Below are 13,107 nucleotides of genomic sequence, written 5' to 3'. Positions count from 1 at the left end.
CGAGGTTGTCCGCATCGGTGGTTTTCAGCCGGACCGGCGGGGAATTTGTCGCAAAACCATGGGGTGCGAACGGGGCAGGGACGGGGCGTGGGCGGGGGTTATCCCCCTCCCACAGTGGCCAGTTGGCCTGATGGGATCTTAAAGCGGATTCCGCGAGGCTCGAGGCCATGAGAATCACCAACGCCAAGGCCGCCTCCCTGGCCCTCGCCACCGCTACCGCCGCCTCCCTGCTCGCCTCCGCCGGCGTCGCCGACGCGGCCGCCTCCCGGAGCTCCGCGCCGCTGAGCTGGGGCGCGTGCGAGGGGACCGGCCTCGACCCGAGGCAGGAGTGCGCGACGCTCAAGGTGCCGCTGGACTACCGCGCCCCGGGCGGGGAACAGATCTCGCTCGCGGTCTCCCGCATCTCCAGCGCCAAGCCGAGCGCCCGCCGGGGCATGCTGCTGCTGATCCCCGGGGGACCGGGCGGCTCCGGCCTGAGCAGGCCGTCCACCCTGGGCGCCAAGCTGCCGCAGTCGGTACGGGACGCCTACGACCTCGTCAGCTTCGACCCCCGGGGCGTGGGGCGGTCCACACCGGTCAGCTGCGGCCTCGCCCATGAAGACCTGGCCCTCACCCGCTCCCGCCCCTGGCCCGCCCCGGACGGGAGCATCGCGGACAACGTCGCCACCGGACGGCGCATGGCCGACGTCTGCGTCCGCAACGGCGGCCCGGTGCTGAAGAGCGCCGGCACCGTCAACGAGGCCCGGGACATCGACCGCATCCGCCAGGCGCTCGGCGAGAAGAAGCTGTCGGCCTGGGGCGTGTCGTACGGGACGTACGCGGGGGCCGTGTACGCGCAGATGTACCCCGAGCGCACCGACCGCTGGGTGCTGGACAGCAACGACGACCCCGACCCCGCGCGCGTGGGGCGCGGCTGGCTGGCCAACTTCGCCGTCGGCGTGGAGGACACCTTCCCCGCCTTCGCCGCGTACGCCTCCGAGCCCGGCGACCACCGGCTCGCGGACACCCCCGACGGCGTCCGCCGGCTCTTCCTCGACCTCGCGGCCCGGCTGGACGCCGAGCCGATCCCCTGGGAGGGCGCCAACCCGCCCGAGCTGAACGGCAATGTGCTGCGCCAGCAGCTGCTCGACACCCTCTACTCCCCGAGCCGGTACGCCGACCTCCCCGGGAGCCGCTACGCCGCCCTCGCCGAGCTGATCCGGGCCGCCCGCGACGGCGCGGACCTGCCCGCGCCCGCCACGGTGCCGGACGAGGCGATGCAGAACACCGTGGCCGTGGGCGTCGCGACGCTCTGCAACGACGTGGCATGGCCGAAGTCCCTGCCGTCCATCGCCCGCGAGGTCGCCGCGAGCCGGGCGAGCCATCCGCTGACGGCCGGGATGCCGATGAACGTCATGCCCTGTACCTTCTGGCCCGACGAGCCCCGCGACAAGCCGGTGCGGATCACCTCGGACGGGCCGTCGAACGTCCTGCTGGTGCAGAACCGGCGCGACCCGGCGACGCCCTACAGCGGCGCGCTGAAGCTGCGCCGGGCCTTCGGGGAGCGGGCCCGGATGGTCACGGCGGACGAGACCGGGCACGGGGCGTACGTGGTCAACGGGAACGCCTGCTCGGACGGGTATGTGACCGACTTCCTGGTCGGCGGGGAGCGGCCGGAGCGCGACGCGTTCTGCCCGGCGGCAGATGGGCCGACAGCCTCATAACCCGATTCTCTCCACCAGCGGCTTCACCCAGTACGCCTGACGGCGGCCCGGGCCGGTTCCCGGCCCAGTGCCGCCGCCTTGGGGCGCGCGGGAGTGCTCAGAGGCGCTCGGGGGTGCGGATGCCGAGCAGGTCCATGCCCTGGTGGAGGGTGCGGGCGGTCAGGTCGCACAGGAAGAGGCGGTTCTCGACCTGGGCCGGGCCGCCCTCGGCCTTCAGGACCGGGCACTTGTCGTAGAAGGTCGTGTAGAACGAGGCCAGCTGGTACAGATACGCGGCCAGCTTGTGCGGCTCATAGCCCGCCGCGACCTCCCGCAGCGTCTCCGCGAACTGGTCCAGGTGCAGGCCCAGCGCGCGCTCGGCCGGGGCGAGAGGCAGCTCGGGGTGGGCGATGGGCTGCTGGCTCTCGTCGGCGAGGCGCAGGATCGACTGGATCCGGGCGTACGCGTACTGGAGATACACCGACGTGTCGCCGTTGAGCGAGACCATCTGGTCCAGGTCGAACTTGTAGTCGCGCCCGGCCGACGTGGACAGGTCCGCGTACTTCACCGCGCCGATGCCGACCTGGGCGCCGCGCTCGGCGATCTCCTCCTCGGTGAGGTCGATCTTCCCCTCGCTCTTCTCACGCACGACGGCCGTCGCCCGCTCGATCGCCTCGTCCAGCAGGTCCACCAGCCGCACCGTCTCGCCCTCACGGGTCTTGAACGGCTTGCCGTCCTTGCCCAGGACCGTGCCGAAGGCGAGCTGGTAGGCGTGTGTCTTCTCGTTCAGCCAGCCGATCCGGCGGGCGGTCTCGAAGACCATCTTGAAGTGCAGCGACTGCCGGGCGTCCACGACGTACACCAGGCTGTCGGACTGAAGGTTCTGGACCCGGTCGCGGATCGCGGACAGGTCGGTGGCCGCGTAGCCGAAGCCGCCGTCGGACTTCTGCACGATCAGCGGCACCGGCTTGCCGTCCGGGCCCTTGACGTCGTCGAAGAAGACGCACAGCGCACCCTCGGAGCGCACCGCGACGCCGGATTCCTCCAGCAGCCGGCAGGTCTCGACCAGCATGTCGTTGTAGCCGGACTCGCCGACGACGTCGGGGTCGCGGATCTCCATGTCCAGCTTGTCGAAGACCGAGTAGAAGTAGATCTTCGACTCGTCGACGAACCTGCGCCACAGGGCGAGGGTCTCCTCGTCCCCGGCCTGGAGGTCCACCACCCGGCGCCGGGACCGCTCCTTGAACGCCTCGTCGGAGTCGAAGAGCGCCCGCGCGGCCTTGTAGAGGCGGTTCAGGTTGGACATGGCCTCGGCGCCGGAGGCGGCCAGGTCCTTGTCGTCCCGGTCACCCTGGTCGCCCTTGGCGCCCTTGTGGTCCAGCTCGTGCGGGTGCTCCATCAGGTACTGGATGAGCATGCCGAACTGGGTGCCCCAGTCGCCGATGTGGTGGCGCCGGACCACCTTCTCGCCCGCGAACTCCAGGATCCGCACGACCGCGTCGCCGATCACCGCCGAGCGCAGATGGCCGACGTGCATCTCCTTGGCCACGTTCGGCTGGGCGTAGTCGACCACGGTCGTGCCGGGCTGCTCCGCGTACGGAACGCCGAGGCGGGGGTCGGCGGCGCGGGCGGCGAGGGTCTTCACGATCGCCTCGTCCGCCACCGTGATGTTGAGGAAGCCGGGGCCGGAGACCTCGATGTCCGCGATCACCTCGCCGGCCGGCAGGCCCTCCACCACCTTCGCGGCCAGCTCGCGCGGGTTGCCCTTGAGCTTCTTCGCGAGCGCCAGCATCCCGTTGGCCTGGAAGTCGGCCCGGTCGCTACGTCGCAGCAGCGGGTCGGCGGCGCCGGCCTCCGGCAGGGCAGCCGAGAGGGCGTCCGCGAGACGCTGGTGGACCGTGGCGGCAAGAGATGGGACCGGGGCCATGGGAGGTATGCCGTTCCGATAGATGGTTGGATGCACCTCAGTATTTCACGGCGTGTCCAACGCTTTGCCCGGCGCTGTGCCCGGCTTCTTGTCCGGCGTTCGGCCCCTGTGGAAAACCTTCGAGCGCCTCGTTCCGTCTGGGACAATGGTCTGGCCATGACCGCAAGGAAGGAAGTGCCGAACGTGGCTCAGAGCACCGAGACCGACTGGGTCTCCCGATTCGCCGACGAGGTCATTGCCGAGGCTGAGCGTCGCGCCCCCGGCAAACCCATCGTCTGCGCCTCGGGTCTCAGCCCGTCCGGCCCGATCCACCTCGGCAATCTGCGCGAGGTCACGACCCCGCACCTGGTCGCCGACGAGATCCGGCGGCGCGGCTATGAGTGCGTGCACATCCTGTCGTGGGACGACTACGACCGGTATCGCAAGGTCCCGGCCGGGGTCGACCCCTCCTGGGCCGAGCACATCGGCAAGCCGCTGACCTCCGTCCCGGCCCCGCCCGGATCCCCGTATGCGAGCTGGGCCGAGCACTTCAAGGCGCCGATGATCGAGGCGCTGAAGGAGCTGGGCATCGAGTTCCACGGCATCAGCCAGACGGAGAAGTACACCTCGGGCGCGTACCGCGAGCAGATCCTGCACGCGATGCGCCACCGCGGGCAGATCGACGCCGTGCTCGACCGCTATCGCACCAAGGACAAGGACAAGGACAAGGCTGCGGCGAAGAAGCCCGCCAAGCAGCAGAAGCCGGTCGACGAGGCCGAGCTGGAGGCCGCCGAGGGCTCCGGCGCGGCCGGCGAGGACGACGGCAGCGCGGGCGGCGCGGGCTACTACCCGTACAAGCCGTACTGCTCGGTGTGCGAGCGCGACCTGACCACGGTCACCTCGTACGACGACGAGACGACCGAGCTGTCGTACAGCTGCGCCTGCGGTCACAGCGAGACCGTCCTGCTGAGCGAGCACGACCGGGGCAAGCTGGTCTGGAAGGTCGACTGGCCCATGCGCTGGGCGTATGAGGGCGTGGTCTTCGAGCCCTCGGGCGTCGACCACTCCTCGCCCGGCTCCTCGTATGTCGTCGGCGGGCAGATCGTGCGCGAGGTCTTCGGCGGCGAGCAGCCCATCGGCCCGATGTACGCCTTCGTCGGCATCAGCGGCATGGCCAAGATGTCCTCGTCCAAGGGCGGCGTGCCGACCCCGGCCGACGCGCTGGAGATCATGGAGGCGCCGCTGCTGCGCTGGCTGTACGCGCGCCGCCGGCCGAACCAGTCCTTCAAGATCGCCTTCGATCAGGAGATCCAGCGGACCTACGACGAGTGGGACGCCCTGGAGCGCAAGATCGGCGAGGGCGCGGCCCAGCCGGCGGACGCCGCCGCGTACGGCCGCGCCACCCGCACCGCCTCCGGCGAGCTGCCGCGCACCCCGCGCCCGCTGCCGTACCGCATGCTCGCGTCGGTGGTCGACATCACCACCGGCCATGACGAGCAGACCCTGCGCATCCTCAGCGAGCTCGACCCGGACAACCCGGTGAAGTCCCTGGACGAGACCCGGCCGCGGCTCGACCGGGCCGAGCGCTGGATCAACACCCAGGTCCCGGCCGAGCAGCGCACCCGGGTGCGGGACGAGCCGGACACCGAGCTGCTCGCCTCGCTCGGCGAGACCGAGCGTGAGTCGCTGCGGCTGCTGCTGGACGGGCTCGACACCCACTGGTCGCTGGACGGGCTGACCACGCTGGTGTACGGCGTGCCGAAGCTCCAGGCCGGGCTCGCGGCGGACGCCAAGCCGACGCCGGAGCTGAAGGTCGCGCAGCGCACGTTCTTCGCGCTGCTCTACCGGCTGCTGGTCGGCCGCGACACCGGCCCCCGGCTGCCGACGCTGCTGCTGGCGGTGGGCGCCGAGCGGGTGCGCAAGCTGCTCGCGGTCTGACGCCCTCCGGGCGCGTCAGCGCTTCTCAAGCGCCGGGCGGGCCGGACTCCTCGGGAGTCCGGCCCGCCCACTCGCCGGCGGCGTCTGCCGCCCGGGACAGCTCTTAGGTGGCGGGCATCTCCAGCCTGTACCGCTCCTTGCACTCCTCCCATTGCTGGCGCACATCGCCGTCGCTGAGGTCGGTGATGCCGTACTTCTCGCGCAGCAGCCGGCCGAACTGGAACGGGGAGGGGAACTTGCCGTTGTTGGTGACGTGCTGGTGGAAGGCCCCGTAGTACGCCTCGTCGCGCGGCATGTCGTCCGGCAGGTTCGCGAGCGGGCCGACCGCCTCGGACGGCTCGGGCTCGCCGAAGGGCTCGTGGTCCCGCTGCGACGGCACATACGGGACCTGGCCGCTGGTGCCCTGCCCGCCGAGCGGCCGGACTCGGCCCCCCGGGCCGACCGGGACGGTCAGCTGCGCCCCGGCCTCCTGCGCCTCGTCGGCCTCCGGCGCGAACTGCTGCGCCTGCGGCTGGTGGGCCTCGGCCTGGGGCTGCTGGGCGTAGGGCTGTGGGGCGTAGGGCTGTTGGGCCTGGGGCGGTACGGGCTGGGGCTGCTGCATCTCGTCCTGCGCCTGCGGCTGCGGCTGCCCGGCCGCCGGATGCCCCGCGGCCTGTTCGAAGCCGGTCGCCGTCCGCCCGTCGTGCTCGGGCGTGGCCGGCTGCTGGTACCCCTGCTGCTGGTACACCGGCAGCGGGAAGGACAGAGGCAGCTCACGCTCCTGGGCCGCGGCCCGGCCCGCCCCCGCGGCCCCGGGAATCCCGGCGGCACCGGCAGCCCCGGTAATGCCCGGGTTCCCGCCTCCGTACGGCAGCGCGGCGGGCTGCGCCGCGGGCGCCAGCTCGGCCGGATCCAGGCCCGCCGCGGCCAGCCCCGCCGGGGCGGTCTCCGCCAGCGGCACCCCGTAGCGCGCCAGGCGCAGCGGCATCAGCGACTCGACCGGGGCCTTGCGGCGCCATGCGCGCCCGTAGCGGGCCCGCAGCCGGGCGCGGTAGACGAGGCGGTCCTGTTCGAGCCTGATGACCTGGTCGTAGGAGCGCAGCTCCCACAGCTTCATCCGGCGCCACAGCCGGAAGGTCGGCACGGGCGCCAGCAGCCAGCGGGCGACGCGGACCGACTCCATGTGCCGGTCGGCGGTGATGTCGGCGATCCGCCCGATGGCGTGCCGGGCGGCCTCGACGGAGACCACGAACAGGATCGGGATGACGGCGTGCATGCCGACGCCGAGCGGGTCGGGCCAGGCGGCCGCGCCGTTGAAAGCGATGGTGGCGGCGGTCAGCAGCCAGGCCGTCTGGCGCAGCAGCGGGAAGGGGATCCGCAGCCACGTCAGCAGCAGGTCGAGGGCGAGCAGGACGACGATTCCCGCGTCGATCCCGATGGGCAGGACGTTGGCGAAGGCACCGAACCCCTTGTCGTGAGCGAGATCGCGCACGGCGGAGTAGGAGCCCGCGAAACCGATCGCGGCGATCACCACCGCTCCGGTGACGACCACCCCGATCAATATGCGGTGCGTACGTGTCAGCTGCATCGCGGCCACCCGCGACCCCTCCCCCGTGCTACAACATTCGGCGCGCCCAGCGTCGCATACACGTCAAGGGCGGTGGACGGGAAGGGGTCGCAACGGCTCCGGCCGGCGGCGAGTGGCGGCTACGCGGCGCTGCTGCTCGCGCCGCTGCCCGCGCTGCTCGCGCCGCCCTTTTCGGCGTCCTTCTCGACGGAGGCGACGACCTCCTTGGCCCCGGTCTGGGCGTCCTTCAGCAGCGCCTTCGGGTCCGGGGTCTTCGCGTCCTCGTAGCCCGCGCCGTTGTACTCGAGGGTCAGGACCACGTTCGCGGTGCGGACCACGATGGTCTGGTTCCGGAACTCGTCGCCGTCCTTCTTCGACTCCGTGCTGACGGTGGTGGCCGCGTCACCGATGCCGGACACCTGCCCCGTCTTGGCGTTCTTGGCGCCGTCGGACGTGGCGGCCTTCTGGGCCTGGCCGGCGGCGTAGGCCTGGGCGCGCTTGTCGCCGGAGCCCAGCGACACCTCGGATCTGAAGAGCTTGAGGGAGACGGTGAGCTGCCGGTACTTGAACCCGTTGAGGCCGGTCCACAGGCAGCTGGCCGACTGGTTGGCGTCGGCGGAGGGGAGCTCCTTGCCCTTCTTGCTCTCGGCCTTCGGCACCAGCTGCTCGATCGTCTTGGCGGACAGGGTCGGGCAGACCGCCGGGAGCTTGCTGTACTTTGCGGCCGCGACGGTCGGCGTCGGGCTGGGCGCGGCCGACTTCGACGCGCTGGCCGAGTCCTTTGAGTCCTTGTCGGAGCCGGAGGAGCAGCCGGCGACGAGCACCACCGGTACGGCTGCGCTGACGAATATACGGGCGAGTCGAGGGGCTGTTCGGTGCATGGGTCCTTCGCTCGGTCTCGGTCGATGGGCGGCCGTCCCGCCCGCGTCATGAGACGGCACGGTACGCGGCCGATGCGCGCACGGCCCAATTCGGGCGTCTTGCGCGACGCCCCGTCCACCGGTCTATTCGTTGAGCCGCCCGGTCAGCTCCTGGGCCAGATCTTCGGCGTTGACCTGCAGTTCTTCGCTGCTGGGAATGTGCTTCTTGTTGGTCGACCACTGGTCGTACTCAATGGTGGCAATCACATTCGAGGACCTGAAGACGACGGTGACATCGCGGTGGATGCCGGAGTCGCTGGTGATGAGCTGGTCGTCGAGGAAGGCGTCGTCGGCGAGGTCGTCCAGGCGGCGCGGCGCGGCGGTCTCCGAGGTGCCGGCACCCGAGGTTTCGGAGCCCGAGGTCTCGGTGCCGGAGCCGTCGGTCCCCGGCTCGGCGGTTGCGGAGGCGTCGGGCGTGGCGCCCTCGACTTCGGCGCCCTCGGTCCCGGAGCTGTTCTTTCCGGAGTCGCCCTTCCCGGAGCCCGAGGAGCCCGAGGAGCCCGATGCGGACCCCTTCGGGGTCTCCTTGCCCGGCGAGCCGGTGGCGGAGCCGGAGGGGGCGCTGGAGGGGGCGCTGGGGGTGTTCGAGACGCCCGGGACATGCGCGGCGGCGGCTTTCTTCTCGTACCGCTCCTTCGCCTGGTCGTCGTCGCTGACCGTCGGGTCGTACGAGACGACGCGCTCGAAGTCGAGCGTGAGATAGCGGGTGCCGCTCCCCGTCTCCAGCTTCCAGCGGCAGCCGACGCGCCGGTTGGTGTCGTAGGTGACGGTGGCCTGGCCGTCGTAGACCGGGTCGTCCTCGGCGGCGCCGGGCAGCAGATCGTGCAGCGTCTTCGGGGTGACCGCGCCGCACGCCTCGGGGAGGGTGCGGTACTTGCCGGGCGCGGCGGCGGCCGGCGCCCCGGAGTCGCCGGGCTTGCCGTCGTCGAGGCCCGCGTGCGAGGCGGTGCTGGTGCAGCCGCTCAGGCCGATGGCGGCGAGCACCGTGGCGAGCACGGCGGCGGCCCGTGCGGCACCCGGTACGGATGCCCTTCGCTGCTGCGCTGGCTGCACTGTCCCCGTCCCTTCAAGATCTCTCCGAGCGAACTCCGAGCGAAAACTGCTTGCCGCCCGTGGGCAGGGCCTGCAGACAATGTCTATCGCACGCGCCGCCACGTCCGCCGGTCGCCCGCCGACATCGGGGGCCTTGGCCCGGCTTTTGCGTTTTCAGTCTTCTATGGGGGAATGAGTAAAACATGTCGTATGTCGAGCTGCCCGGGGCGCGGGTTCCGATCCGTATGTGGGCCGATCCCGCCACGGTCGAGGGCGTGGCCATGCAGCAGCTGCGCAACGTCGCGACGCTGCCGTGGATCAAGGGCCTGGCCGTGATGCCGGATGTGCACTATGGAAAGGGCGCCACCGTCGGTTCGGTGATCGCGATGCAGGGCGCCGTATGCCCGGCGGCGGTGGGCGTGGACATCGGCTGTGGGATGTCGGCGGTCCGGACCTCACTGACGGCCGAGGACCTGCCGGGGGACCTCTCGCGGCTGCGGTCGCGGATCGAGCAGGTGATCCCGGTCGGGCGCGGGATGCACGCGGACCCGGTCGATCCGGGGCAGCTGTACGGATACTCGGCGCCGGGGTGGGGCGACTTCTGGGGGCGGTTCGGCGAGGTCGCCGAGGCGGTCAGGTTCCGTGAGGAGCGGGCCGTGAAGCAGATGGGTTCGCTCGGCTCCGGCAACCACTTCATCGAGTTCTGTCTCGACGAGTCGGGCTCGGTCTGGCTGATGCTGCACTCCGGTTCCCGGAACATCGGCAAGGAGCTGGCCGACCACCACATCGGTGAGGCCCGGAAGCTGCCGCACAACCAGGGCCTGGTCGACCGCGACTTGGCGGTCTTCATCGCGGACACCCCGCAGATGGCGGCGTACCGGCACGATCTGTTCTGGGCGCAGGAGTACGCGAAGTACAACCGCGCGATCATGATGGCGCTCTTCCAGGACGTCGTCCGCAAGGAGTTCAGGAAGGCCAAGCCGGTTTTTGAGCCTGTTATCTCCTGCCACCACAACTATGTGGCGGAGGAGCGCTACGAGGGCGTGGACCTGCTGGTGACCCGCAAGGGCGCGATCCGGGCGGGCAGCGGGGACTACGGGATCATCCCCGGCTCGATGGGCACCGGTTCGTACATCGTCAAGGGCCTGGGGAACGAGGCGTCGTTCAACTCGGCCTCGCACGGCGCTGGTCGGAAGATGAGCCGTAACGCCGCGAAGAAGCGCTTCTCCACGCGGGACTTGGAGGAGCAGACGCGGGGCGTGGAGTGCCGTAAGGACGCCGGGGTGGTGGATGAGATCCCGAGCGCGTACAAGCCGATCGAGAAGGTGATCGACCAGCAGCGGGACCTCGTCGAGGTGGTGGCGAAGCTCAAGCAGGTGGTGTGCGTGAAGGGCTGACGCCCGCTTGGGTGCGCGAATGACACGACGGCCCGCCCCGGTCCTGCACCGGGGCGGGCCGTCTGTGTGTGCCTGAGCGGGTCAGTTCTCCCGGTGCACCTTGTGCTGGGCCGCCTGTGCGCGGGGGCGGATGACCATCAGGTCGATGTTGACGTGCGAGGGGCGGGTGACCGCCCACTCGACGGTGTCGGCGACGTCGTCGGCGGTGAGGGGCTCGGCCACGCCCTCGTAGACCGCGGCGGCCTTGTCCTCGTCGCCGCGGTAGCGGTTCAGCGCGAACTCGTCCGTCCGGACCATGCCCGGGGCGATCTCGATCACCCGCACCGGGTCGCCGCACAGCTCGAGGCGGAGGGTGGCGGCGATGGCGTGGGCGCCGTGCTTGGCGGCCACGTACCCGCCACCGCCCTCGTAGGCGATGTGGCCCGCCGTGGAGGACAGCACGACGACGGTGCCGTCGCCGGAGGCGATCAGCGCGGGCAGCAGGGCCTGTGTGACATTGAGCACGCCCACCACGTTGACCTCGTACATCGCCCGCCAGTCGGCCGGGTCGGAGGCCGCGACGGTCTCGGTGCCGAAGGCCCCGCCCGCGTTGTTGACGAGTACATCACAGCGGTCCAGGCCCGCGGCGAAGGCGTCCACGGCGGCGCGGTCGGTCACGTCCAGCGCGTACGCCTCGGCCTCGTGCCCGGCCTCGGTCAGCTCGGCGGCGAGGGCCTCGACGCGCTCCTTGCGGCGGGCGGCGAGGACGACACGGAATCCGGCGGCAGCGAGGCGGCGGGCGGTGGCGGCCCCGATCCCGCTGCTCGCACCGGTGACGACGGCGGTACGGGTGGTCATCGGCCCTCCTGAGGCGACGTATTGGGCGGGATCTGCGCCCATGCGTTGTGCTTGTAATCCATAAGCAGGATATGACGGGCAGATTTGCCGCCAATCGGGGGACTGAAGATCGAAATCCGCTACGGCGGCAAGGGCCCGGGGAAGGGTGCACTGCGTCCGGCGCGCCGCCGGGCCGGAGCCTCCCTGTGCCAAGGAGTGAATACAGCCCATGACCCAGCACATCAGATTTACCCAGCTGCCCCGTCGCACCCTTCGACGCTGGGGTGTCGCATCGGCCGGTGCCATCGCGGCCGCGGCACTCGTGACCGGTGCGCCGACGGCCGCCTGGGCGGCCGTCGGCGCCACCCCCGGCTCCCACACCGGGACGAGCAGCAACTGCCAGCAGGGCCACGAGGGGCAGCACGACAACGGCCGTGAGCACGAGAACGGCCGTGAGCACGAGAACAAGGGCGAGCACGACAACGGCCGTGAGCACGACAACGGGCGTGAGCATGACAACGGCCGTGAGCACGAGAATGGCGAGCACGACAACGGGCGCGAGCACGAGAACGGCCGTGAGCACAACAACGGCGGGAAGTACGGCGGCGGCCAGGAGCGCAGCCTCGCGCAGCCCTCGACCGACCAGCAGATGATGGACGAGAAGTCCGCCGCCGAGCCCGAGAACGCCAACGAGGGCGCCCGTGAGGGCGACGAGGGCTACCAGGGCAACGAATACCGCTCGCTCGCCGGCCCGGCGTACGCCGCCATCGCCAAGTACACCGCCGGTCTCGCGCAGCCGTACGGCGCCGCCGAGTCCGACGCCGCCGCGGAGCCCCGCCAGGAGGCGCGTCACGGGGACGGAAACCGTCACGAGGACGAGGCGCGTCACGAGGACGAGAACCGTCACGAGGACGAGAACCGTCACGAGGACGAGAACCGTCACGAGGACGAGAACCGTCACGAGGACGAGAACCGTCAGGACAAGGGCGCACACCACGACGACGAGCAGAAGCGCGGCGGAGGCCGCGTGACGCTCAACGAGGCCGTCGAGATCGCCGAGTGCGAGGTCGGTGGCCGGGCCATCAGCGCCGAGCTGGAAGACGAGTGCGAGGAGGAGGACGAGGCCAACAAGGACGAGGCGCACGGCCAGGACCACAAGCGCGAGGACTCCAAGCGCAAGGAGAACCACCGCAAGGACCCGCAGCAGCGGACCGGCGACAACAACAAGGAGCGGGAGAACAAGGACCACAAGAGCTGGGAGAACAAGGACCACAAGAGCTGGGAGAACAAGGACCGGGAGAACAAGGACCAGGAGAACAAGGACCGGCGGCACGAGGAGTCCAAGAAGCAGGTCTGGGACGTCGACGTGAAGCGCCACCACGAGGTCTGGGAGGTCCTGATCGACCCGGACACCGGCTGCGTCCTGAGCGTGACCAGGGAGGCGGACGAGGTCGTCACCGACCACGCGGCGAATACATGATCACAGCCACGCCGAACAGGCAGATCAGCGCTCCGGCCACGTCGAAGCGGTCGGGACGGTAGCCATCGGCGACCATGCCCCAGGCGAGCGACCCGGCGACGAAGACGCCCCCGTATGCCGCGAGGATGCGGCCGAACTCCGCGTCCGGCTGGAGCGTGGCCACGAACCCGTAGGCGCCCAGCGCGATGATCCCGGCGCCGACCCACACCCATCCCCTGTGCTCGCGCACCCCTTGCCAGACCAGCCAGGCGCCGCCGATCTCCAGGAGGGCGGCCAGGCAGAACAGGGCAACGGAGCGTGCGGCGAGCATGGGGGAAGGGTACGGGCGGTCAGCCGGTGGTGGGCCGGTGGTGGGGCGCTGCCACGGGTTTGCCTTTCGGGGTCCACCAC

At 70.9% G+C, this 13,107-nt stretch carries 10 protein-coding genes; 4 read left to right on the top strand and 6 right to left on the bottom strand.

Features of this window, described 5'->3' with window-relative positions; translation table 11 throughout:
- The first annotated feature begins 167 nt into the window (after window positions 1–167).
- The gene (locus ACWY4P_RS24025; protein ID WP_456212599.1) at window positions 168–1,703 is read left to right on the top strand and encodes an alpha/beta hydrolase; all 1,536 of its coding nucleotides are present in this window, start codon (window positions 168–170) and stop codon (window positions 1,701–1,703) included.
- Between the two features lie 97 nt (window positions 1,704–1,800).
- Here the strand turns inward: ACWY4P_RS24025 and argS are convergent, their stop codons facing one another.
- Complete coding sequence (argS, locus tag ACWY4P_RS24020; RefSeq protein WP_456212598.1) at window positions 1,801–3,609, bottom strand: arginine--tRNA ligase; 1,809 nt, start codon at window positions 3,607–3,609, stop codon at window positions 1,801–1,803.
- A 156-nt stretch (window positions 3,610–3,765) separates the two neighbouring features.
- On the opposite strand from argS, the gene lysS reads away from it, so the two are divergent.
- Entirely contained in the window at window positions 3,766–5,526 is a 1,761-nt protein-coding gene (gene lysS, locus ACWY4P_RS24015) for a lysine--tRNA ligase (RefSeq protein ID WP_456212597.1), read from the top strand.
- A 103-nt stretch (window positions 5,527–5,629) separates the two neighbouring features.
- Here the strand turns inward: lysS and ACWY4P_RS24010 are convergent, their stop codons facing one another.
- From ACWY4P_RS24010 to ACWY4P_RS24000, 3 genes are all read right to left on the bottom strand, one after another.
- Complete coding sequence (locus ACWY4P_RS24010) at window positions 5,630–7,102, bottom strand: DUF2637 domain-containing protein (RefSeq protein WP_456212596.1); 1,473 nt, start codon at window positions 7,100–7,102, stop codon at window positions 5,630–5,632.
- Between the two features lie 110 nt (window positions 7,103–7,212).
- On the bottom strand, window positions 7,213–7,953 hold the full coding sequence (locus tag ACWY4P_RS24005; protein WP_456212595.1) for a hypothetical protein: 741 nt from the start codon (window positions 7,951–7,953) through the stop codon (window positions 7,213–7,215).
- A 123-nt stretch (window positions 7,954–8,076) separates the two neighbouring features.
- On the bottom strand, window positions 8,077–9,045 hold the full coding sequence (locus tag ACWY4P_RS24000) for a DUF3558 domain-containing protein (protein ID WP_456212594.1): 969 nt from the start codon (window positions 9,043–9,045) through the stop codon (window positions 8,077–8,079).
- 182 nt (window positions 9,046–9,227) lie between these two features.
- Between ACWY4P_RS24000 and ACWY4P_RS23995 the strand changes: the two genes are divergently transcribed.
- Window positions 9,228–10,421, top strand: coding sequence for an RtcB family protein (locus ACWY4P_RS23995; RefSeq protein WP_456212593.1), 1,194 nt, complete (start codon window positions 9,228–9,230; stop codon window positions 10,419–10,421).
- An 81-nt stretch (window positions 10,422–10,502) separates the two neighbouring features.
- On the opposite strand, the gene ACWY4P_RS23990 is transcribed toward ACWY4P_RS23995, so the two are convergent.
- Window positions 10,503–11,258 carry an SDR family NAD(P)-dependent oxidoreductase gene (locus tag ACWY4P_RS23990; RefSeq protein WP_456212592.1) on the bottom strand — a complete coding sequence of 252 codons (756 nt, stop codon included), beginning with the start codon at window positions 11,256–11,258 and terminating at the stop codon, window positions 10,503–10,505.
- Window positions 11,259–11,466: 208 nt separating this feature from the next.
- Here ACWY4P_RS23990 and ACWY4P_RS23985 point away from each other — a divergent pair, with 208 nt between their 5' ends.
- Window positions 11,467–12,717, top strand: coding sequence for a hypothetical protein (locus ACWY4P_RS23985; RefSeq protein ID WP_456212591.1), 1,251 nt, complete (start codon window positions 11,467–11,469; stop codon window positions 12,715–12,717).
- Here ACWY4P_RS23985 and ACWY4P_RS23980 read toward each other — a convergent pair.
- On the bottom strand, window positions 12,692–13,027 hold the full coding sequence (locus tag ACWY4P_RS23980) for a YnfA family protein (protein ID WP_456212590.1): 336 nt from the start codon (window positions 13,025–13,027) through the stop codon (window positions 12,692–12,694). The genes ACWY4P_RS23985 and ACWY4P_RS23980 overlap by 26 nt on opposite strands.
- Between the last annotated feature and the right edge of the window lie 80 nt (window positions 13,028–13,107).

It is taken from the genome of Streptomyces sp. LZ34 (assembly GCF_053890475.1).
Note: the sequence above shows the minus strand (reverse complement) of the source record. Positions and strands in the feature narration are given on the sequence as shown.